17 protein-coding genes are annotated in these 23005 nt (G+C 45.0%); 7 read left to right on the top strand and 10 right to left on the bottom strand.

Annotation, left to right across the window (positions count from 1 at the left end; genetic code table 11):
- Positions 1–190 precede the first annotated feature (190 nt).
- The 7 genes from BCT49_RS20080 to hrpB form a co-directional block, all read right to left on the bottom strand.
- The gene (locus BCT49_RS20080; RefSeq protein WP_017106910.1) at positions 191–1420 is read right to left on the bottom strand and encodes an ammonium transporter; all 1230 of its coding nucleotides are present in this window, start codon (positions 1418–1420) and stop codon (positions 191–193) included.
- A gap of 27 nt (positions 1421–1447) precedes the next feature.
- Complete coding sequence (glnK, locus tag BCT49_RS20075) at positions 1448–1786, bottom strand: P-II family nitrogen regulator (RefSeq protein WP_004738200.1); 339 nt, start codon at positions 1784–1786, stop codon at positions 1448–1450.
- Between the two features lie 226 nt (positions 1787–2012).
- Positions 2013–2381, bottom strand: a complete 369-nt coding sequence (locus BCT49_RS20070; RefSeq protein WP_102437712.1) for a YacL family protein — start codon at positions 2379–2381, stop codon at positions 2013–2015.
- 405 nt (positions 2382–2786) lie between these two features.
- A complete protein-coding gene (gene acnB, locus BCT49_RS20065) occupies positions 2787–5375 on the bottom strand; it encodes a bifunctional aconitate hydratase 2/2-methylisocitrate dehydratase (protein WP_102382984.1) in 2589 nt (862 codons plus the stop codon).
- Between the two features lie 271 nt (positions 5376–5646).
- A complete protein-coding gene (locus BCT49_RS20060) occupies positions 5647–7986 on the bottom strand; it encodes a patatin-like phospholipase family protein (protein ID WP_102437710.1) in 2340 nt (779 codons plus the stop codon).
- Positions 7987–8024: 38 nt separating this feature from the next.
- On the bottom strand, positions 8025–10424 hold the full coding sequence (mrcB, locus tag BCT49_RS20055) for a penicillin-binding protein 1B (protein ID WP_102437708.1): 2400 nt from the start codon (positions 10422–10424) through the stop codon (positions 8025–8027).
- Positions 10421–12859 carry an ATP-dependent helicase HrpB gene (hrpB, locus tag BCT49_RS20050; RefSeq protein ID WP_241908108.1) on the bottom strand — a complete coding sequence of 813 codons (2439 nt, stop codon included), beginning with the start codon at positions 12857–12859 and terminating at the stop codon, positions 10421–10423. The genes mrcB and hrpB overlap by 4 nt, the downstream gene beginning before the upstream one ends.
- Before the next feature lie 94 nt (positions 12860–12953).
- Between hrpB and sfsA the strand changes: the two genes are divergently transcribed.
- The 7 genes from sfsA to panC all read left to right on the top strand — a co-directional run bounded on the left by sfsA (position 12954) and on the right by panC (position 19037).
- A complete protein-coding gene (gene sfsA, locus BCT49_RS20045; protein ID WP_102437704.1) occupies positions 12954–13697 on the top strand; it encodes a DNA/RNA nuclease SfsA in 744 nt (247 codons plus the stop codon).
- Positions 13698–13832: 135 nt separating this feature from the next.
- Positions 13833–14279: an RNA polymerase-binding protein DksA gene (dksA, locus tag BCT49_RS20040; protein WP_017108728.1), complete on the top strand. Its 447-nt coding sequence runs from the start codon at positions 13833–13835 to the stop codon at positions 14277–14279.
- A gap of 145 nt (positions 14280–14424) precedes the next feature.
- Positions 14425–15300: a tRNA glutamyl-Q(34) synthetase GluQRS gene (gene gluQRS, locus BCT49_RS20035; RefSeq protein WP_102437702.1), complete on the top strand. Its 876-nt coding sequence runs from the start codon at positions 14425–14427 to the stop codon at positions 15298–15300.
- Positions 15301–15483: 183 nt separating this feature from the next.
- Entirely contained in the window at positions 15484–16839 is a 1356-nt protein-coding gene (gene pcnB, locus BCT49_RS20030; protein ID WP_102437700.1) for a polynucleotide adenylyltransferase PcnB, read from the top strand.
- Positions 16836–17321 (top strand): 2-amino-4-hydroxy-6-hydroxymethyldihydropteridine diphosphokinase, encoded by a 486-nt coding sequence (gene folK, locus BCT49_RS20025; protein ID WP_017106900.1) that lies wholly within the window; start codon positions 16836–16838, stop codon positions 17319–17321. Before pcnB ends, folK begins: the two co-directional genes overlap by 4 nt.
- A gap of 22 nt (positions 17322–17343) precedes the next feature.
- Positions 17344–18138: a 3-methyl-2-oxobutanoate hydroxymethyltransferase gene (gene panB, locus BCT49_RS20020; RefSeq protein WP_102437698.1), complete on the top strand. Its 795-nt coding sequence runs from the start codon at positions 17344–17346 to the stop codon at positions 18136–18138.
- Positions 18139–18146: 8 nt separating this feature from the next.
- A complete protein-coding gene (gene panC / locus BCT49_RS20015) occupies positions 18147–19037 on the top strand; it encodes a pantoate--beta-alanine ligase (protein WP_017106898.1) in 891 nt (296 codons plus the stop codon).
- A gap of 112 nt (positions 19038–19149) precedes the next feature.
- Here panC and BCT49_RS20010 read toward each other — a convergent pair whose 3' ends face one another.
- The 3 genes from BCT49_RS20010 to BCT49_RS20000 all read right to left on the bottom strand — a co-directional run bounded on the left by BCT49_RS20010 (position 19150) and on the right by BCT49_RS20000 (position 22782).
- Positions 19150–19920 carry an ABC transporter permease gene (locus tag BCT49_RS20010; RefSeq protein WP_102437696.1) on the bottom strand — a complete coding sequence of 257 codons (771 nt, stop codon included), beginning with the start codon at positions 19918–19920 and terminating at the stop codon, positions 19150–19152.
- A 1-nt stretch (position 19921) separates the two neighbouring features.
- Positions 19922–20839, bottom strand: coding sequence for an ABC transporter ATP-binding protein (locus BCT49_RS20005; protein ID WP_102437807.1), 918 nt, complete (start codon positions 20837–20839; stop codon positions 19922–19924).
- 311 nt (positions 20840–21150) lie between these two features.
- A complete protein-coding gene (locus BCT49_RS20000; protein ID WP_198595885.1) occupies positions 21151–22782 on the bottom strand; it encodes a SulP family inorganic anion transporter in 1632 nt (543 codons plus the stop codon).
- Positions 22783–23005: the final 223 nt, after the last annotated feature.

Raw genomic sequence — 23005 nt, 5'->3', positions numbered from 1 at the left:
ATTTAAACTCTCACTTTTGTAACAAAGCATTTCAGTAATTATGCCCGTCATAAGGCTTTCACATAGCGCCTGTAGTCACGGCGAGCTCGCTTACAATGTTCAGCTCCAAATACAACAAAACCCCACAACAATTCGTTGCAGGGTTTTCTTTGTACTGCCTAACCATTTCAGATTAGGCGATTACTGTTGATTATTTTACTGATACAAACTCAGGGTAAGCACCAACACCACAATCGTGCATGTCCATACCTTCAAGTTCTTCATCTTCACTGACACGAATACCGATTGTTGCTTTAAGCACTGCCCATACCGCTAGGCTAGCACCGAATACCCATGCAAAGATAACTGCTGCACCCAGTAGTTGAGCACCAAATGTTGCATCAGCATTGCTTAGTGGCACAGCCATTAGACCGAAGAAACCACATACACCGTGAACCGAGATAGCACCCACTGGATCATCAATCTTAGCTTTATCTAGAGCAATGATACTGAATACAACCAACGCGCCAGATACAGAACCAATCGCTACCGAAAATAGTGGTGATGGAGATAGAGGGTCTGCAGTGATTGCTACTAGGCCAGCTAACGCACCGTTCAGAATCATTGTTAAATCAGCTTTACCCCAAGTTGTTTTACATACTAGTAGTGCTGCAATCGCACCTGCTGCTGCTGCAGCGTTAGTGTTAAGGAAGATTTGGCCAACCGCTGTCGCGTTCTCAAAGTCAGAGACCATAAGTTGAGAACCGCCGTTGAAACCGAACCAACCAAACCAAAGGATAAATGTACCTAGCGTTGCCAGTGGCATGTTTGAACCTGGAATCGGGTAGATTTCACCGTTTTTACCATATTTACCTTTACGAGCACCCAGTAGAAGCACACCCGCTAACGCTGCTGAAGCACCAGCCATATGTACGATACCTGAACCAGCAAAGTCACTGAAACCTGCTTCTGATAGGAAACCACCGCCCCAAGTCCAGTAACCTTCCATTGGGTAGATGAACGCTGTTAGCACGACAGAGAAGATAAGGAATGACCAAAGTTTCATTCGCTCAGCAACCGCACCAGATACCACAGACATTGCTGTTGCAACGAATACTACTTGGAAGAAGAAATCTGATTCTAATGAATGGTCTGCACCTTCACCTTGAGTACCAATCAGAGTACCAAATGACGGTAACCAGCCACCTTCGCCGTTATCGACATACATAATGTTGTAACCAACGACTAAGAAAGTGGTACAAGCAATCGCGTACAAACAAATGTTCTTAGTTAAAATTTCTGTGGTGTTCTTTGAGCGAACGAGGCCAGCTTCTAACATCGCGAAGCCTGCAGCCATCCACATTACCAACGCACCTGAAATGAGGAAGAAAAAAGTGTCTAGTGCGTAACGTAGTTCCGTTACTGTTGTTGTAAGTTCCATATTAAAGTCTCCAGTCCTTGTAATTCTTTAAAGTGCTTCAGCATCCATTTCACCGGTACGAATTCGTACGGCTTGGCTTAGGTCATACACAAAAATTTTGCCATCGCCGATTTTTCCGGTGTGTGCCGCTTGGCTAATCGCTTCAACAACTCGGTCAACATTTTCAGCTTGGGTTGCAATTTCTAACTTTACCTTTGGTAGGAAATCAACTTGGTACTCCGCACCACGATACAACTCAGTGTGTCCTTTTTGACGACCAAATCCTTTCACTTCAGAAACTGTCATACCTTCAATACCGACATCAGAGAGCGCTTCTCGAACATCATCTAACTTAAATGGTTTAACTATGGCGTTTATTAATTTCATATTCTTTCCTTAAATTCTTCACTTAATCCGTTAATACTCTTTTTATAATCCAAGTAGCGTGCCAGGAATTTAAGTTATTGAATTTAAACAAAATAGAAACAATAGCACTTTAGAAACGAAAAAGGCCGCACCAATATGGTGCGACCTTTTCACTATCTTAATGCGTTGCACTGTCGTTGCTCTAGTTTTGGGCAACGAAGCTTTCATGATGCAAAGCCATCAATGATTAGTAACCTAAAAAATCAATCCAACGTTCGATTAGCAACTCAAAATCATCGATTCCGCAGCTTGCTTCGCTTTCACAATTATAGAAATCGAACTCACTACCCTCTTCCATCTCTTGCTCATGCCTTAGTACATTTTCTTGAATGGTAACGTCGTCTTCATTGATCGCTAGGCTGATCTCTTTGCCTAGTAAAGTAACTTCATTATTCAGATCCAAACGTGAACGCTCAATAAGCGCCATCACGTGATCGAGCTTTTGCTTATCTTTGCCGATCTCTTCTTGAAGCCAGCGGCCAACAATTTCATGACCCATGCTGCATTTCACATAGTATTCACCCATCAGAGTGTTTCTAGTAAATTCGAATTCCATAAGGCTCCAAAGCTCTAATAAAAAGAGGATTCAATAAAGAGGATGTGGCAAAAATGAGGCGAGAGTATATAGCGAAGTCTATTGGAGATCGAGCCTGATACCAATCACAGTAAGTAAGTGTTCAGAAATAGCGCAGGAAAAAGGCTTGAGAACAAGGCGGCTCTTTTCGACAAGAAGTTTCGATAAGTAGTTATTCTACAATCAAAAATTATAACGCAGTTATTGAGCGTTTTAACCAGCTAGGCTGACCAGTTATTTACTACGATTGGTATGACTTATTCAACCTCAAACGAACCGTTAGAACCCAGAAACAAAAACGCCCTCTCACAAAGAGAAGGCGTTGTATTAGCAGCGAGTGCTTTACTGCAGCGCAGTCGGCACTTTATCGCAATCCATTAACCGTGCTTACGCAGGCTCTTGGAAGATAACCGTGTCTGCTTTGTCCGTGTACTGACCCATTTTATGGAAGTTCAAGTAACGGTAAGTATCGGCAGCGGTTGCATTAATCTTCTCTGCGTACGCTAAGTACTCTTCTTTCGTTGGGATACGACCAAGAATCGCACCAACAGCAGAAAGCTCAGCAGAAGCTAGGTAAACGTTCGCACCATTACCCAAACGGTTCGGGAAGTTACGTGTTGACGTCGACATAACCGTCGAAGCGTCAGCAACACGTGCTTGGTTACCCATACATAATGAACAACCCGGAGTTTCAATACGAACCCCAGCACGACCGAAGATGCCGTAGTAGCCTTCTTCTGTTAGTTGGTCTTTATCCATCTTAGTTGGCGGAGCAACCCATAGGCGAGTATTCAAAGAGCCATTAAACTCTTCAAGCATCTTACCTGCAGCACGGAAGTGACCGATGTTGGTCATACAAGAACCGATGAACACTTCTTGAATCTCAGTGCCTTGAACGTCAGAAAGAAGACGAGCATCATCTGGATCGTTTGGTGCACATAGGATTGGCTGATCGATGTCAGCAAGGTCAATCTCGATAACATGAGCGTATTCAGCATCTGAATCAGCAGCAAGCAACTCAGGGTTCGCGAGCCACTCTTCCATTGCCGTAATACGACGCTCAATAGTACGAACATCACCGTAACCTTCAGCGATCATCCACTTAAGCATAACGACGTTCGAGTTCAGGTATTCTTCGATAGACTCTTGAGAAAGCTTAACAGTACAACCAGCAGCAGAACGCTCAGCAGATGCATCTGAAAGTTCAAATGCTTGCTCAACAGACAGATGGTCAACACCTTCAATTTCTAGTACACGACCAGAGAACTCATTGATCTTACCGGCTTTTTCAACGGTCAGTAGGCCTTGCTTGATACCGTAAAGAGGAATTGCATGTACTAGGTCACGTAGCGTGATACCCGGCTGCATTTCACCTTTAAAGCGAACCAAGATTGATTCAGGCATATCAAGAGGCATAACACCTGTTGCTGCAGCAAATGCTACTAAGCCAGAACCTGCAGGGAATGAAATACCTAGAGGGAAACGAGTATGCGAGTCACCACCTGTACCAACAGTATCAGGCAGAAGCATACGGTTTAGCCATGAGTGGATAACACCATCGCCTGGACGAAGTGAAACACCCGCACGGTTCATGATGAAATCAGGCAGTGTATGGTGAGTGTTTACATCAACTGGTTTCGGGTATGCAGATGTGTGACAGAAAGACTGCATCACAAGATCTGCTGAGAAACCAAGACAAGCCAGATCTTTCAGCTCATCACGTGTCATAGGACCCGTAGTATCTTGAGAACCTACTGTTGTCATTTTAGGTTCGCAGTACTGACCCGCACGCACACCTTCAACACCACACGCTTTACCTACCATCTTCTGAGCTAACGTGTAGCCTTTATCAGAAGCAGAAGGGTCGATTGGCTTAGCAAACAGATCGGTTTCAGCTAGACCTAGCGCATCACGAGCACGGCCCGTTAAGCCACGACCAATGATCAGTGGAATACGACCACCAGCACGTACTTCATCTAGAAGAACTTTACCTAGCTCAAAGCTTGAGATATCTGCACCGTCTTTACGAACAACACCTTCATAAGGGTAGATATCAATCACATCACCCATGTTCATGTCTTGTACGTTCAGCTCAATTGGTAGCGCGCCTGAGTCTTCCATTGTGTTGTAGAAGATCGGAGCAATTTTACCACCAAGACAAACACCGCCAGTACGCTTGTTTGGTACAAATGGAATATCTTCGCCCATGAACCAAAGTACTGAGTTTGTTGCTGATTTACGTGAAGAACCAGTACCAACAACATCACCAACGTAAGCCAGTGGAATGCCGTCTTTTTGCATTTCTTCAATTTGAGTAATTGGACCAACGTTACCCTGCTCATCAGGAGTAATACCATCACGTTCCATCTTCAGCATTGCTTTTGCGTGTACCGGAATATCAGGACGTGACCATGCATCTGGCGCTGGAGATAGGTCATCGGTGTTCGTTTCACCAGTGACTTTAAATACTTTAACGGTAATTTTTTCCGCTACTTTCTCTTTAGCTGTAAACCACTCAGCATCAGCCCAAGACTGAAGAACTTGCTGAGCAGAAGCATTGCCAGCTTTTGCTTTTTCTTCTACGTCGTAGAATGCGTCAAACATCAGTAGAGTATGAGAAAGTGCTTTAACAGCGATTGGAGCAAGCTCTGCATCATCCAGTAGAGAAACTAGAGATTCGATGTTGTAACCACCTTGCATTGTGCCAAGTAGTTCCGCAGCTTTTGCTTTGCTTACTAGTGGAGATTCAACTTCACCTTTAGTGATAGCCGTTAGGAAGCCCGCTTTAACGTAAGCAGCTTCATCTACACCTGGTGGAATACGGTTTTCTAGTAGGTCAAGAATAACAGCTTCTTCACCTTGGGGCGGGTTCTTTAAAAGTTCAACTAGGCCTGCTACTTGTTCAGCATCTAATGGTCTAGGAACAACTCCTTCGGCAGCACGCTCTGCGACGTGTTTACGGTAGGCTTCAAGCACGACTTTTTCCTCTCATTGCGGTTCCTTCTTTACATTGGTAATTATTAGTAAAATAAAGAAGCGAACATCCTTGGAAACTTGGCTCTCCATTGCCATTTTTGTCATTCAATTTATATTGATGAGCGGCGTCATAGAGGCCAAACTGTGGGCGACAGAATAGCAAATTTAACGTTAAATTAAAATCTTATCATTTTGACCAACATAGCAAGTTAAGACGAAAGTCCCACTATTTTTGCCTATTTACGCACTTAAATGACGACTCTACGCATGATTATTTGTAAGAGGTTCCTACAATCAAGTAAACCGAGTCGAAGTTATCTTCAGTTCGTCCATAAGCTAATATGATTGGTCCAATTGGCGAATCCACACCCGCGAACACAGATCCTGCTGTGTACATTGGCGCTTCATCAAGCCTTAAATCATTGTTCGACCAGACACCACCATGTTCAATGGATGCGCCCACGTAGAACGGTGATTCAAAGAGACCGAAGTCATTTTCAAACCACTTATATCGATAGATCAGACTGGTGTACGCTAAGTTCTGACCGATTAAGCTATTTCTTGGGATTCCGGATAGGTTAAGGAAACCACCTAGCTCTTTAGGGTCGATAGGGAAAACCGAGTTTTTACTCTCTACAATGCCGTAATCTACCTTTCCGACTAAAGTATGCCTTTCATAGCTTTTCGCAGCCATGAAATTAGCCGAAAACTCGTAAACAGTATCGCTTTCAGCCGCTAGCTCCGGGCTATCTCCAGACGTGTTGTCCTCAAAATCATCATGAGAAACAAGGTACTCAAGATCAACAAAGTAACCTTCCGTTGGCAAACTAAAATTATCTAAAGTATCGAGTCGATAACTAATAAATCCGCCTATACGTGTATACGCTCCTTTACCAAAAGATGGTAGCGAAGAAACCTCAAAATCCCCATCAGTATAACGAGCACCAAATTTCAACTCTTGCCACAGCGTAGGCTGATAGCCTAAAGCCAATTCACCGACATATTCACTATAAGTCAGTGGGACATAATCTTTAGTCGCATCTAATGTCGGCTCTCCGATCTCGCCCTCACCTGCTGGCAGGTTTCTGTTTTCCTTGCTGTAAACAACCGATGCTGAGGTGAACAACTTATGACTAGAAAAGAATGGCGAGTAAAGTTCCGCCTCAATTCGTTTATCCGTACCCATCTCTACATTCGTTCTTAACTCAGCACCGTGTGAGTTAATGTCGGTAAAATTGGCCGAGAGACCGATCGAGTATTGGCTTGTGGTAGAGAAATCGTCTTCAAGAAAGAATCGGAAATTAAGGTAGTTAGGGCCCCACGACTTCTCATTCACATCCACATGAAGTTGTTCTTCACCATCAACCGTATCAAATTCATAAGTCACGAGTTCAAACCTATCTAATGCATAGAGATCTTGTACTTTAGATTCGATTTCACTGGTTTTCAGAACCTCACCAGCATCGAGATTTAAGCGGTTTTCAATCAGCTTATCTGAGTAATGGGTATTGTTATTGATAACCACTTTGTCGATCACGGTTTTATCACCGTGCTTCAACTGTCTGCGAGCCTTCTGCTTATCATCAATATAGTGTTGGTAGTCTGCATTCGAGAGCGACAACTTAGAAAGTTGCTCTGTGTACTGCCTAGTCGCTTCATACCCAGCATGATAAGCCGTCGGCATTTTATCGAACTCTGTGGTTTCCATTTCCCCAACATCAGGACGTAGGAAGAAATCATGGTCTGTTAACGTCGCGGCTTGATCTTGGGTACTGCGTTGAACCAGATAATTAGAGAGTTGGTCTGCGGCAGCAAGAAAGTTAGTGAAGTCTTCTTTGCTCTTGTAGTTTGTACTGATATCAACAGCAATGACGATGTCTGCACCCATCGCTCGGGCAACATCCACAGGCATGTTATTGGTAACACCACCATCGACCAGCATTCGTCCGTCGACTTCATAAGGTGGAAGCGCTCCTGGTACTGACATACTCGCCATCATGGCGTCAACGAGATGACCATGGTCAATAACTACTTCTTCAAGTTCAATAATATCGGTAGCTACAGAGCGGTATGGGATAGCAAGGTTATCAAAAGAGTCAAATGAAGATAGATTTCCGGTGGTCTCACGCAGGATACGCAACATATTCTGGCCTTGAACCACACCTTTTCTGGCTTTGATTTCACCCCAACCTAAACCGAGGTCGGTATTCAGTTGATAACGATCTTCATACTCTTTGTCACGCACACGGCGATCACTACGGTTAACGCGATCGCGATAGCCGCGATTCCAATCCACCGTATAAATAAAGCTCTCGATCTCATCTGCGCTCATCCCTGTCGCATAAAGACCACCAACGTAAGCGCCCATACTGGTACCGGTAATGTAATCAACCGGAATTTGCATCTCTTCTAAGGCTTTAAGCACGCCAATGTGGGCTGCACCTTTAGCGCCTCCACCAGCGAGAACGACAGCAACGGTTGGCCTTTTATGAGCTTCTTTAAGTTCAACATGTTCTGATGAATCAACCTGTGCTGCAGTAGCTGCAAACAGTTGAAAACTGATCACAGTACCGACAATACCTAAGCCACTCACTAACCAACGAGAAATCATTATCTAAACTATCCTTGTCATTCTTTTCTGTTATGACTTTACCACTGAAAAAGCTTCTTTAGCCACTGTTTTGGTTGACTTTCGCAGCCCTTTTTAATGCTGCCACTCTCATCCCAAACCGGCAATTTGACCGTACCATCACAGTCAAACTCTAATGACCCTTCAGAAGTTCGAGTAAAGCTTGCGGTCGCAATTCCTGTTGGCCAAGGCAACAATAGCTGTTCTGGCGTTCTCTGTTTCAGGTAATCGGCGTAAACACGCAACGCACCACTAGAACCTGTTAGTTTAGTCGGTTTATTGTCATCTCGACCTAACCAAATGGTCGTTACTTCACGACCATCAACACCCACAAACCAACTGTCTCGGCTGTCATTACTGGTACCGGTTTTACCGGCTAACCCAGCCCATGCAAACTGACCTTGTAGGAAACGACCAGTACCTTCAGATACTCCACGCTTCATCGCATACGTTGTTAACCAAGCCGCTTGTTGATCAACGCTTTGTGAAACTCGAGGAATCGATTGATACAACACCTCACCTTCACTATCAATCACAGAGCGAAGCGCAGACAATGGCGCGATACGGCCGGAGTTGGTAATTGTTTGGTACATCTGAGCAACCTGGAAAGGTGTCAGCGAGAATGAACCCAAGAACATCGATGGTACTGGACGAATTTCGTTTTTATCGACACCCAATTTCTCAATCGTATTGGAAACACTATCGATACCTAACTGCATGCCCAAGCGAACCGTTGGTACGTTATAAGACTTAGAAAGCGCCACATACAAAGGCACGTCTCCACGGAACTTACGGTCAAAGTTTCGAGGACTCCACACGCTGCCTTTACTGCCCTTCAAGCTCAGCGGTGTATCCATCAAGGTTGTGGCAAGCGTGTACTTCTGAGGTTGATCTAATGCTGTCAGATAAATAGCGGGCTTCACCAAAGAACCAATAGGGCGACTTGCATTCAGTGCGCGGTTAAAACCGTCATAACCCGTGCGTTTACCGCCGACCATCGCTCGGATTTCACCAGTATTTCTATCAACGGCAATCGCAGCCGCTTCGAGCTTATTGCCCGCCGTTTTAGACAATTCCGGCACCTTACGTGCTATCGATTTTTCCAGCTTGTCTTGGGATACAGGATCAAGAGAAGTAAAGACTCTGATGCCTTTTTGAGCCTCAAATCGATCGCCTACGTATTTCTTCAACTCAATATTAACCTGCTGAAAATAAGCGGGTTGGCGGCTGGCAATACGCGGGTTGTCTTGAATATCCAGATCACGACTCGCGGCTTCTTCATACTGCTTAGGTGTCAATATGTCTTGCTGCATCAACAAACGCAGAACCAAATCACGTCGTGTTTTTGCACGCTCAGGGTAACGAACTGGATTGTAATACGATGGGCCTTTAACCATACCCACTAATAAGGCTAGCTGATCAATTCTAAGTTCTTGAATCGGTTGGCCGAAATACAAACGAGATGCCAAGCCGAAACCGTGGATCGCTTCACCGCCATTCTGCCCAAGGTAAACCTCGTTCAAATACGCTTCTAAGATACGATCTTTGCTATAACGATGATCCAAGATCAACGCGATATACGCTTCACGAACTTTACGCCACAAGGTACGTTCACTGGATAGGAATAGGTTTTTGGCTAATTGTTGAGTCAGGGTACTACCACCCTGTACCGTTCGCCCAGCTTTAACGTTGACCACCATGGCACGCGCTATCGCTAACGGCGATACACCATCATGTTGATAGAAATTTCGGTCTTCGGTTGCCAGCAATGCATCAACCATCACTTCTGGGAACTGATTACGTTTTAAGAACAAGCGCTGCTCATCGTTACTTTTTTCAAGCATGCCAAGCATTTTCGGTTCAACACGCAGATAGCCCATATCGCCTTTCTTCTCTAGCGACTGGATACGAGTTAGTTCGTTGCCATTGAAGTGCAACATCACATGACGATCCGCTTCTGGCCCATCGACAAACTCGAACGGACGACGAATCATTTCAATCTTGGTTGAAGAAGAAGAGTACTCACCAGGGTGACGAGGAGAATTCACCTTACGGTAATTCAGCACATCCAATTCATTTTTGACTTGCACCAAACTAACGGCTGTACCCGGAGAGAGATCCAACACACGAGCATAAACAACGGTTGGCAAATCAAACAGCTGACCTTCAAAACGCTGCTTAACCACCGAATCCAAATAGATCCCAACAAACAACAACAGAGCTGCCGTCGCTAAACCCATCTTCCAAGCGATGCCCCATAGCGTCTTCAACCAACCTCTGTTGCCCGTTTTCTTGGCCTTTGCCTTACCTTTCTTCGCTGCTGCTCTAGGCTTTCTTGGCTTGGCTTTGGTCGCTGGTGACTTTTTTGCTGGCGCTTTTTTAGGTGGTGCCTTTTTCGGCGTTAACATTTTGGTCATCATCGGTTCAACTGTCGTTTAGTTTTAGTGGTTGCTACATGATTAGCAGGGTCATCCGGCCAAGGATGTTTGGGGTAACGGCCTTTCATTTCTTTTTGAACTTCTTTATACGCGCCAGCCCAAAAGCCAGCTAAATCCTGAGTGATTTGCAGTGGTCGTTGTGCAGGCGACAATAACTCAAGCACCACCTTTTTACGTCCTTGGGCAATCAAGGGTGAATCTTGCTCACCAAAGACTTCCTGCATTCGAACAGAGATCATTGGCTCAGATTGATATTGGTATCGGATCGACTTCTTGCTGCCTGTTGGCATCAGGTAATTCGTAGGTAGCCATTGATCAATTTCTTGATTAAGAGGCCAGCCAAGATAAGCCGACAATGCTTGCTCGACCGAGATACTCATCAGTCCTTTTGCCGACTTAATACCATTCAGATAAGGTAAAAGCCATTCATCAAGGTGACGCAATAAGCTCGCTTCATCCATTTGAGGCCATTGCTGTTCGGGCAGCCATAACTCAGCACAGCGCACGCGTTCAACCAGCTGTTTAGCAGAAGCCGTCCAATTTAAACTTTCAAGTCCACGTCGAGCGATATAATTCAACAACGCTTGACTTATCTGATCGGAATCAGGCTCCGGCAAAGGTTTAGTGCTGATAATTAGCTTACCCAGTAATACTCTTTCCTCAGCAACCAAGCGACCGCGTTTTTCATCCCAATCCGCATAATTTTCGCGTGTGAAAAGACCGGAAAATGAAGTCTCTAGCTGCACAATATCAATCGGCGTCGCTAAAAATATCTGACTTGCTCGCCCTGCCGTACGCATCAAATCAATCACCACGATGTATTCGTTGTTTGCCAATGGATCATCATCACGAACCTCGGCTCCATGGCCATTGGCAAGACGAAATGCACAGCCACTCGAACTTCTCGATTGGGCAATTCGGTCTGGAAAGGCCAAGCAAAGCACTAATGGTAGCAATGATTCATCGAGTTGTGACAAATCTAAGTGATGATTGAGTTTGCTGGCGAGACTTTTCGCTCGCTGCATCACAACACTGTTTTTCGAGTGCTTTCTTTGCTTAAGTCGATGTAGCGAGTGCTGAATATCCGTCACGTTACGTTCAGGCTCTTCGAGTAAAGCGGCAGCGACAATCGCGACATTCAACAAGGCTTGGCTGTTTTGTTGCGCTTTGACCAACATACTGGCGATACGTGGCTCAATACCTAAGCGCTGGGCTTGCTTACCGACCGGAGTAAATCGCCCATTACTATCTAATAAATCAAGCTCTTGTAACAGTTCTGTCGCTTGCTCAATCGATGCCTGTGGCGGAACATCTAACCAATGAAGCTCATCGGCACTGCTTGCTCCCCATTGCGTCAATTCAGCCACCAGCGAAGAGAGATCGGAATGAAGGATTTCAGGTTCTGGAACAGAGGGTTGTTGCATCAACTGTGCCTCGCTGTATAAGCGAACACACAAGCCCTCTTCAATTCGCCCTGCACGCCCCGCTCTTTGTTCAGCTGAAGATTGTGAAATTTTCACTTGTTCAAGCTTGGTAATACCGGTTTTAAGATCGAACTTTGCTACTCGTTCCAATCCCGAATCGACCACCAAACGAATCCCCTCAATCGTCAAAGAGGTTTCCGCAATATTAGTGGCTAACACCACTTTTCGGCGACCTTGTTTTGACGGCGCAATGGCTCTCTGTTGCTGTTCAAAACTCAATTGGCCATACAGCGGACACACATCAATATCACTAGCAAGTTTTCCAAGCTGTGATTCAACCTGTTTTATCGCCGAGACACCCGGTAAGAAAGCCAAAAGTGAGCCCGATTCTTTCTCTATCAGAGATTGAATCACCTTGGCCATTTTAGGTGCTAAATATTCATTCGAGCTTAACGGCTGATAACGGAAATCGACAGGGAAAGTACGGCCTTGTGATTCAACATACTTGGCATCAGGCAACAAAGATTGCAGCGCGTGCTGATCCAATGTCGCTGACATCACGATCACCTTGAGATCATCTCGCAGCGCTTCTTGGATCTCTAAGCTAAACGCCAATGCAGTATCGGCGTGAATACTGCGTTCGTGGAATTCATCAAAGATCACCATATCCACCCCGGTCAATTCAGGATCGCTTTGGATCATTCTGGTCATGATCCCTTCGGTGACGATTTCCAAACGCGTTGCACTACTGGTTATAGATTCACCACGAACTCTAAAGCCAATGCTCTCTCCCACCTTCTCTCCCAATTGACTCGCTAAATAAGTCGCAATATTCCTAGCCGCTAAACGCCTTGGTTCGAGCATGATAATCTTCCCCTTAACAGCATTGGCCTTAACCAACTGCAGAGGGAAAAATGTTGACTTACCCGCACCGGGAGCAGCCTTTAGAATAAGTTGAGTATGTGTTTCTACGCCAGCGAGCAGATCTGGCATCACAGCTTCTATGGGCAGTTGTGGCAATGGGAGAACCTTGTGGTGTAATGTTGGCAACATTGTACATAAAAACCCACCTGTCTAAATAAGTAATATGCACTTCAATCCCCCTTTAGAGCCAGCGACTCTTATTAAACGCTATAAACGTTTTCTTGCTGATATCACATTGCCTGACGACAGTGTGCGTACCATTCACTGTGCGAACACTGGAGCCATGACTGGCTGCGCCACACCCGGTAATACGGTTTGGTATTCAACCTCAGATAATGCAAAGCGAAAATACCCAAACAGTTGGGAGATCTCAGAAACAGATAAAGGTCATCGAATTTGTGTAAATACTGCGCGAGCGAACCAGCTAGCAGTGGAAGCAATTGAAAATAAGACTATAGTTGAACTCTTAGGCTATGACGCTTTACGAACTGAAGTGAAATATGGCAGTGAGAATAGTCGAATTGATATTCTGCTGGAAGACAGTGAAAAGCCATCTTGTTATATCGAAGTAAAAAGTGTCACTTTGCTCGACGAGCAACAAACGTCAACTAAGCAAGACACCTCAACCGAAGGACAAGGCTTTTTCCCTGACTCGGTCACCACCAGAGGTCAAAAACACCTGCGTGAACTCACAGAAATGGCAGAATCTGGAAATAGAGCCGTACTTTTATTCACTGTTTTACATTCAGGTATTGAAAAAGTATCTGCAGCACACCATATAGACGCCAAATATTCGTTATTACTAAAACAAGCACAAGACGCTGGGGTTGAAGTGCTTTGCTATAAAGCAGAGCTCAGCAGTACTCAAATACAACTAAAACAGGCTGTTGAATTTATCAATAGCTAGACAAAGATGATGAAGTAATCACTTTGACTACAAGTTTGGATAAGAGTATTTGCCAGAACCAGATCTTTCTGCTATAGATACCCGCCTTAAAATTAGCTGCTTTGCAGTTGACTAGGTGTAAATAGGAGATGCTGTATGCCAGAATCTAAGAAAAAAGCGCTAGGCATCCTAGCCATCGCAGGTGTTGAACCGTACCAAGAAAAGCCAGGTGAAGAGTACATGTCACCTGAGCAAACGGAACATTTTACAAAAATTTTAGCAGCTTGGCGCAACCAGCTCAGGGAAGAAGTTGATCGTACTGTGCACCACATGCAGGACGAAGCAGCGAATTTCCCAGACCCAGTTGACCGTGCTTCTCAAGAAGAAGAATTCAGCCTAGAGTTACGTAACCGTGACCGTGAGCGTCGTCTTATCAAGAAGATTGAAAAGACACTAGATAAGATTGAAGAAGATGATTTTGGCTTCTGCGATTCTTGTGGTGTTGAGATCGGCATTCGTCGCCTTGAAGCTCGTCCAACAGCTGACCTTTGTATTGACTGTAAAACACTTGCAGAGATCAAAGAGAAACAAATGCAAGGTTAATTCTTGCTGATGTAAAAAAGGGAGCTTTCGCTCCCTTTTTTGTTTGTATTGAAAGCTATTTTCAACACGTGCTATCTCATTATCAAATAGCTACCAATACCAACAAACCGTTAATGTTGTTCTATCCAGACTAGGTTTTTCACTCATGAGTTATATCGGGCGTTTTGCACCATCACCGTCAGGTCCTCTTCATTTGGGCTCACTGGTTGCCGCACTAGGTAGCTACTTTCAAGCGAAATCACACCAAGGACAATGGTTGGTTCGTATGGAAGACCTTGATCCACCAAGAGAAATGGCTGGCGCTGCAGAACTCATCCTCAAAACACTTGAGGCTTATCATCTATTTTGGGATGGCGATGTGGTGTATCAAAGCCAGCGTCATGATTTGTACCAAGCTCAAATAGATGCATGGGTAGCCGATAACCAAGCCTACTATTGCCAATGCACTCGTAAACAGATCAAAGCCCTTGGCGGCTTTTATACTGGAACTTGCCGTAAGGCTGAGTTAATTGGTTCAGGTGACCAAGCCGTTCGCTTACTGATGGCACACCCTATTGAATCGTTTACCGACATTCGCCATGGTGAAATACATATACCAAAAGCACTGGCTGAAGAAGATTTCATCATAAAGCGTCGAGATGGCTTATTCGCTTACAACTTGGCAGTCGTGCTCGATGATATCGACCAAGGCATCACAGAAGTTGTACGAGGAGCGGATTTGATTGAGCCAACAGGTCGTCAAATTAGTTTATATAAAACACTCAAACAAAAAACAGTCAGTTACTTGCACTTACCATTGGCAACCGATGGCTTGGGTAATAAACTGTCAAAACAAAATCATGCAACTGCGATAGATCTCGACAATCCGAAACCGACGCTAATTAACGCGATGCGATTCTTAGGTTTTGATATCACCGAAGCCCTTTTGAGTGCTTCAATTGACGAGATTTTGTTTTGGGGCTGCCAGCAATGGAGCATTGCTCAATTGCCTGATAGTTTACAAAAAGAACACCGTGATTAACCCGAGTTCAGAGCTAAATAGCAAAAACGACACATAAAAATGCCATAACCAATAACTGTGGTTAAGCAGACGATGTTCTCAAATGGCTCGCGCTAAGCTATTATTAGCCGCAATTAAACTCTGCACTACCACTTTGGACTAAGAGAAAAACAAAGTTGGCGATACCTACTTTGTTCTAAACTAATGAATACAAAAGACAATACCCCAAGCGAACAACGCGGATTCCACGAATTAGCACTGAATATTTATACTCGTCAAGAGCACAATATTTCACGCAAGCAGATCAGCGACAACGCACTAAAAGTATTATATCGCCTAAATGGGGCGGGTTTTGATGCATTTTTAGTCGGTGGTGGTGTGCGCGACATCTTATTGGGTTCTCAACCAAAAGATTTTGATATCGCAACCAACGCTACGCCAGAACAGATCAAAAACCTGTTTAGAAACTGCCGCCTAATTGGCCGCCGTTTCCGCTTGGCACATATCATGTTTGGTCGCGACATCATCGAAGTTGCAACTTTCCGTGGTCACCACCAAGAGCCATCGAAAAACGTGTCTGCGCAATCTGATGAAGGCATGTTGCTACGCGATAACGTGTACGGCAATGTTGATGAAGATGCAGAGCGTCGTGACTTCACTATTAATGCGATGTACTACAACATTGCAGACTACAGCATTCACGATTACGCGGGTGGTGTGGAAGATTTAGAAGACAAGCTGATCCGCTTAATTGGCGATCCAGAAACTCGCTACCGTGAAGACCCGGTACGTATGCTTCGCGCAATGCGTTTTGCCGCTAAACTAGATTTCGATATTGAAGAAGATACTGCCGACCCAATCGAAGAGTTAGCACACCTTCTAAAAGATATTCCAGCTGCGCGTCTTTACGAAGAATCACTTAAGTTACTGCAATCAGGGCACGGTTTAGAAACTTACCACTTAATGCGTGAGTACAATCTATTCCAACAGATGTTCCCAGCCGTGGCTGAGCACTTCACTGAAGGTTATGATTCTCATACCGAGCAGATGCTTGATTTAGTACTCGATTCAACTGACCTTCGTATCGACGATGGCAAGCGAGTAAATCCAGCCTTCATGTTTGCTGCAATTCTTTGGTATCCAATGAATAAGCTAGCGGACAAACTAGTCGCTGAACAAGGCATGGCGCACTACGATGCGATCATGGAAGCAAGCAACATCATCCTTGATCAGCAAGTAAAGTCGATTGCTATTCCTCGTCGTCACACCGCGACTATTCGTGAAATTTGGCAGCTGCAAGTTCGACTTCCACGTCGCAACGGTAAACGTGCTGTACGCCTAATGGAACTGAACAAATTCCGTGCAGGCTACGACTTCCTAGAAATGCGTGGCGAAATCGAGGGTGGCGAAACCAAAGAGTTGGCAAAATGGTGGGAGCGTTATCAAACGGCCGGTCGCAATATGCGCCAAGCTATGGCTAATGACGTTGCTGCACCATCAAAATCAGGTCATCGTCGCCGTAAGACTTACCGTAATAAAAAAAGTAAGCAATCCGAATGATAACGGCTTATATTGCGGTCGGCAGCAACCTTGCCGACCCAGTTAGCCAAGCAAATTTGGCTATCGAAACACTAAAAAGCCTACCGCGATCAACGTTTATTGCGACCTCCAAGCTATATAGTAGCACTCCGATGGGGCCGCAAAATCAACCCGACTACATCAACGCGGTAGTGGCAATCCAAACCGAATTAACGCCAATTGAACTGCTTGATTGCACTCAAAAAATCGAGTTAGAGCAAGGGCGCGTCCGTAAAGACGAACGTTGGGGACCAAGAACCTTGGATCTCGACATTGTGCTTTACGGCAATGAGGTGATCGATTCAGAGCGCTTAACCGTTCCTCATTATGGAATGAAAGAACGAGAGTTTGTACTCTACCCGCTTGCTGAAATCGCACCAAGTTTACAACTCCCTGATGGGACTGAGCTGAACGAACTACTCAAAGTAGTCGATCAAAATGGGCTCAATGTTTGGCAACAATAGCCAAGCGCATTAAGGAAACCCAATGAAAAAAGTAACCATTAACGACCTTATCAAGTGCAAACAAGAAGGCCGTAAATTCGCGACGTCGACAGCTTATGATGCGAGCTTTGCTCAATTATTCGAAAGCCAAGAGATTCCTGTATTACTTGTCGGTGATTCACTAGGCATGGTTTTACAAGGCCAAACTGACACATTGCCAGTGACAGTCGACGAAATTGCTTACCACACTCGCTCAGTGCGTGCTGGTAGCCCAAACTGTCTTCTTATGGCTGATATGCCGTTCATGAGCTATGCCACACCTGAGCAAGCTTGTGAGAGCGCTGCAACCATAATGCGTGCTGGTGCAAACATGGTTAAAATCGAAGGCGGAAGCTGGTTGGTTGATACCGTGAAGATGCTAACAGAGCGCGCTGTTCCCGTTTGTGCTCACTTAGGGTTAACACCTCAATCAGTGAACATCTTTGGTGGTTACAAAGTTCAAGGCCGTGACGATGAGCAAGCGGACAAAATGGTTGCTGACGCGCTAGCTCTGCAAAATGCTGGCGCTCAAATCGTATTACTTGAATGTGTTCCGGCATCATTAGCCAAACGCATTACTGAAGCTTGCGATGTACCAGTGATTGGTATTGGCGCAGGCAACGTTACCGATGGTCAGATCTTAGTGATGCATGACATGTTCGGTATCTCTGCGACTTATATGCCAAGGTTCTCTAAGAATTTCTTAGCTGAAACGGGCGATATGCGTAAAGCGGTCGCTCTATACAAAGAAGAAGTAGAGAGCGCGCGTTTCCCTGATGAAGCTCATACAATAGCTTAGGAGTTACTATGCAAACTTTTGCTGAAATAGCGGCTCTTCGCGAGCAGATTAAACAGTTTAAGCGTGATGGACGTACCGTTGCTTTTGTACCAACAATGGGAAACCTTCATGAAGGCCACCTGACGCTGGTAAAGAAAGCGCGTGAATTAGCAGACATTGTTGTGGTGAGCATCTTTGTTAACCCAATGCAGTTTGACCGTGCTGACGACCTGAACAATTACCCTCGAACGTTAGAAGCTGATTTAAGCAAACTAACAGGCGAAGGTGTTGAGCTTGTGTTTACGCCAACGCCAGAAGTGATGTACCCAGATGGACTAGATAAACAGACGTTTGTTGAGGTTCCTGGTATTTCGCACATGCTTGAAGGAGCATCTCGCCCAGGCCACTTCCGTGGTGTGGCTACAATTGTTGCTAAGCTATTTAATATCGTTCAGCCAGACTTTGCATGCTTCGGTGAGAAAGACTTCCAACAGCTTGCGGTCATTAGTCACATGACAACGGATCTTGCTTTAGATATCCAAATTATCGGCGTACCAACCGTTCGTGAGATGGATGGACTTGCGATGAGCTCTCGCAATAGCAATCTGACTATCGACGAGCGCCAGCGCGCACCTGTGCTTGCTCGCACTATGCGTTGGATCAGTAGTGCTATTCGTGGCGGCCGTGACGATTACGCATCTGTCATTGAAGACGCAACTGACCAACTTCGTGCTGCAGACCTGCAACCTGATGAGATTTTCATTTGCGATGCTAAAACGCTACAAGCCATCACTTCAGAATCGACTCAGGCCGTTATCTTGATGTCAGCTTTCCTAGGTAAGACTCGTCTTATCGACAACCAAGTTCTCGATTTGGTCACGGAAACGAAAGAAGAAGTGAAAGAAGAAACAGCGGAGTAATCGCTCCCTGCTCTAAAGGCGAAATAAAAGCACAAAACGCAGAACACAAAAAAGGTCGATGTAATATCGACCTTTTTCTTTGCGTGTCATTCAGAGCTTTATCAGCAATATATTAACTACGTAAGCCGATGCCCTTTGTCACTAGGTAGTGTGCAATGCCATATAACACCACAATAAACACACCTAGTACGCTGAATGACGTCACGATACCCACATCAGACACACCCAAGAAGCCATAACGGAACGCGTTTACCATGTACACAATAGGGTTCAATTTCGACACGCTCTGCCAAACCTCAGGCAATAGACTGATTGAGTAGAACACGCCGCCAAGGTATGTCAGCGGTGTTAGAATAAACGTTGGGATAATAGAAATATCATCGAACGTGCGGGCAAATACCGCATTAATCAGACCACCAAGAGAAAAGACTATCGAGGTCAAAAATACCGTCGCGATGATCACACCCCAGTGCTCGACCTGCAGGTCAACAAAGAACAGCGATACGAAGGTTACGATGGTACCTACTAATAAGCCACGCACCACGCCACCCATCACGAAACCAGCGATAATCACATAGTTAGGAACAGGGGCTACGAGTAACTCTTCAATGTTCTTTTGAAATTTCGCACTAAAGAACGACGAAGCGACGTTAGAGTATGAGTTGGTGATCACCGACATCATGATCAATCCCGGCACAATGTATTCCATGTAACTAAAACCGTTCATTTCACCGATACGAGCACCAATCAGGTTGCCGAAGATGATGAAGTAAAGCGTCATAGTGATTGCAGGTGGAACCAGTGTTTGCACCCAAATTCGAGTGAATCGGTTCACCTCTTTGGTCAACAAGCTACAAAAAGCTGTCCAATATAATTTATGCATGTTACTTGCTCCCCTCACGCACGATGCTCACAAATAGCTCTTCTAGACGGTTCGCTTTATTACGCATAGAAAGGACTTTTACCTGTTGCTCTGTCAATTGAGCAAAGATAGCGTTCAAGCCTAAGTTCTTGTCGATTTCGATCTCTAGCGAGCCATTGACCATGACTTGGCTGTTCACGCCATCAAGCTTAGGCTCTGCAGTGCCCTCTTCAAGATCAAGAATAAAGGTCTCAGCACTTAATTTACCCAACAGCGCTTTCATGGTTGTGTTCTCAATCAGCTCACCACGATTGATGATACCAATGTTACGACACAGCATTTCCGCTTCTTCTAGGTAGTGCGTAGTCAAGATAATGGTAATGCCCTGCTTCTCGTTGATCTCTTTCAGGAATTCCCACATCGAACGACGCAGCTCAATATCAACACCCGCTGTTGGTTCATCAAGGATCAGCAAATGAGGTTCATGCATCAGTGCGCGAGCGATCATCAAACGACGCTTCATACCACCAGACAAGTTACGCGCACGTTCGCCACGCTTTTCCCACAAATCGAGTTGAGATAGGTACTTTTTCGCACGCTCTTTAGCTAAAGCCTTCGGCACACCGTAGTAACCCGCTTGTTGAAGAACAATTTGCTCAACGGTTTCGAAAGGATTGAAGTTAAACTCTTGCGGCACTAATCCTAAGTTCTGCTTTGCTAACTCAAGATCAGTATCGATGTCATACCCAAACACTCTAACCTTGCCTGAGGTTTTGTTCACGAGAGAGGAAATAACGCCAATGGTGGTCGATTTACCTGCACCATTTGGACCAAGGAGCGCGTAAAAGTCGCCCTTTTTCACTTGTACACTGATGCCTTTGAGAGCCTCGAAGCCCCCAGCATAAGTTTTTCTTAATTGCTCAATTTCTAATGCATACATAGAGATAGACTGCCATTTGCGATAGATAGATGTTGATGATCGAGTATGAGGAAGAGAGTAGAACTTAAAACGAGCTAGCTGAACACTAACCCAAAACTTGTTTACTCGACCATTTTGCAAGCAAGTTTATCGTTGATTGACGATTAACACAAACATCGATTGATACTTTCTTTTTTAGGGGGCGAGCGGTCTTGTTATCTGTAGATATAAAAATGCCGCTAAGTCATTCGCTTAACGGCATTTTATCTTTATAAATAAATTCGATTGTATTGGCGAAAGCCCAAACAGAGTTTAACTAAAATTACTTATGACTAAACCGTTTCGAATTGATGCTCATCTCTATCGACATAGCTCGTAGCGGCAGTGAGCGCCTCATATCTGAATCGATAAGTGTTGGACTCCGGCACTAAATCAATCACGTGGAATTTCTCTAGCTGCTGACGGGTATTCTCGTTTGGACACAACAAGTACACCTCACACTGTGCATCTAGCGCATCCTTGATGGCATTCTCAAGCGCTAGGCCAACGGTCACATCAATCATAGGCACATCCGTTAAATCTAGAATCATAGCTTCATAGTCAGAGATGCTTGAGTGCTGACGCGATATCGCCTTCGAAACACTGAAGATCATCGGCCCAGAAAGATAGAAGAACAACACCTTACCGTTAGCGGTATCTAACAGCTGACGTTCACTGTCCGTCAGCGGGATATCGTCTTCGTCATCACCATCACTGATGGACTTTACTTGTCTGGCTTGCTCACGACTCAAACGTTCAATAATCAGGATGTTCGATATAAAGACACCAAGACCAACAGCAATAATCAAATCAACAAATACGGTAAGAAGCATCACACCATACATCACGCCCATGCCCGCATAACTCACCTTGTGTGCGCGCTGAATGAAACTCCAATCAAGAATATTAAAACCTACATACATCGCGATACCCGCGAGCACGGCCATTGGGATCGGTTCGGTCAAACCACCCGCGACTAATACCACCAGCGCCAGAACTAATGCACGAATAACACCTGAAAGTGGCGAACGAGCACCTACTTGGATATTCGTAACCGTACCCATCGTAGCACCTGCGCCCGGCAAAGCGCCGAACAAACCAGAAATCATATTGGCGATGCCCTGTCCACGAAGCTCTTTATCAGAGTCATGCTCTTTACGGGTTAATGAGTCCCCTATCACAGCGGTAAGCAGCGTATCGATACAACCCAACGTACCCAACACCAAGGCATCAATCACCATGGTCGTGAACAGTTCAGGGCTAATCGTTGGAATAACTAAAGAAGGTAAGCCAGCCGGGATTTCACCAATACGACGAATAGAATCAGTATCGAAAATAATGACCGACAATAGGGTCACAGCAACTAGGGCAACCAATTGTGCAGGGACATACTTACGGTATTTAGCAGGAAAACCAAAAAGGATACCGAGCGTTAGTGCCCCTAAAAACAGTTCGCTTATTTTCAGGTTGGCCAAGGTATCAGGCAACGCAGAAAGTGTGCCCATCACTCCACCAGATGGTGCAGCATGCCCTAACAAAGGAGAAAGCTGTAAGATGATCAGAATAACGCCAATGCCCGACATAAAGCCGGAGATCACGCTATATGGCATCAAAGTAACGTATTTACCGAGCTTTAGTGTCCCAAGTAATATCTGAAATGCACCCGCCATCATCACGACGGTAAAGGTCATTGCCATGCCAGTTTCAGGATATTTAGCGACCATGCTAGTCATCACCGCCGTCATGATCACCGTCATGGGTCCGGTAGGCTCTGATATCAAACTGCTGGAGCCGCCAAATATGGCTGCAAATAAGCCGACCATAATGGCGCCCCATAAGCCCGCTTCCGCACCCGCTCCAGAAGCAACACCAAATGCTAACGCTAAAGGCAGTGAGATGATGGCTGTAGTGACACCGCCAAACATATCTCCTTTGAGATTGATATCCGCAAAACGACTTCCAAACAAAACACACCTTCCTGATGATGAAATGACAAACCTTATTACTTTAACAAATGAGTCTGTAACACAGAAAGTGTTAATTCAATCACATTATTCATGTCTTATAACCAGATGCTAGCTTCTACGCTAAGTTAATGATTTTAACAGCTAGAACACGTCAGATGAGTGCGAGTTGACACAGTTTTTA

Origin of the sequence: Vibrio lentus, assembly GCF_002875945.1 — a bacterium.
Taxonomy (GTDB): domain Bacteria; phylum Pseudomonadota; class Gammaproteobacteria; order Enterobacterales; family Vibrionaceae; genus Vibrio; species Vibrio apostichopi.
Note: the sequence above shows the minus strand (reverse complement) of the source record. Positions and strands in the feature narration are given on the sequence as shown.

Excerpts from the sequence above, each read along its gene's own strand:
- BCT49_RS20080 (WP_017106910.1), bottom strand. The coding sequence starts at position 1,420 with ATGGAACTTACAACAACAGTAACGGAACTACGTTACGCACTAGACACT.
- BCT49_RS20060 (WP_102437710.1), bottom strand. The coding sequence starts at position 7,986 with ATGATTTCTCGTTGGTTAGTGAGTGGCTTAGGTATTGTCGGTACTGTG.
- BCT49_RS20070 (WP_102437712.1), bottom strand. The coding sequence starts at position 2,381 with ATGGAATTCGAATTTACTAGAAACACTCTGATGGGTGAATACTATGTG.
- sfsA (WP_102437704.1), top strand. The coding sequence starts at position 12,954 with ATGCACTTCAATCCCCCTTTAGAGCCAGCGACTCTTATTAAACGCTAT.
- BCT49_RS20005 (WP_102437807.1), bottom strand. The coding sequence starts at position 20,839 with ATGTATGCATTAGAAATTGAGCAATTAAGAAAAACTTATGCTGGGGGC.
- hrpB (WP_241908108.1), bottom strand. The coding sequence starts at position 12,859 with ATGCCAGATCTGCTCGCTGGCGTAGAAACACATACTCAACTTATTCTA.
- panC (WP_017106898.1), top strand. The coding sequence starts at position 18,147 with ATGCAAACTTTTGCTGAAATAGCGGCTCTTCGCGAGCAGATTAAACAG.
- gluQRS (WP_102437702.1), top strand. The coding sequence starts at position 14,425 with ATGAGTTATATCGGGCGTTTTGCACCATCACCGTCAGGTCCTCTTCAT.
- folK (WP_017106900.1), top strand. The coding sequence starts at position 16,836 with ATGATAACGGCTTATATTGCGGTCGGCAGCAACCTTGCCGACCCAGTT.
- BCT49_RS20000 (WP_198595885.1), bottom strand. The coding sequence starts at position 22,782 with ATGTTTGGCGGTGTCACTACAGCCATCATCTCACTGCCTTTAGCGTTA.
- BCT49_RS20010 (WP_102437696.1), bottom strand. The coding sequence starts at position 19,920 with ATGCATAAATTATATTGGACAGCTTTTTGTAGCTTGTTGACCAAAGAG.
- panB (WP_102437698.1), top strand. The coding sequence starts at position 17,344 with ATGAAAAAAGTAACCATTAACGACCTTATCAAGTGCAAACAAGAAGGC.
- glnK (WP_004738200.1), bottom strand. The coding sequence starts at position 1,786 with ATGAAATTAATAAACGCCATAGTTAAACCATTTAAGTTAGATGATGTT.
- pcnB (WP_102437700.1), top strand. The coding sequence starts at position 15,484 with ATGAATACAAAAGACAATACCCCAAGCGAACAACGCGGATTCCACGAA.
- mrcB (WP_102437708.1), bottom strand. The coding sequence starts at position 10,424 with ATGATGACCAAAATGTTAACGCCGAAAAAGGCACCACCTAAAAAAGCG.
- dksA (WP_017108728.1), top strand. The coding sequence starts at position 13,833 with ATGCCAGAATCTAAGAAAAAAGCGCTAGGCATCCTAGCCATCGCAGGT.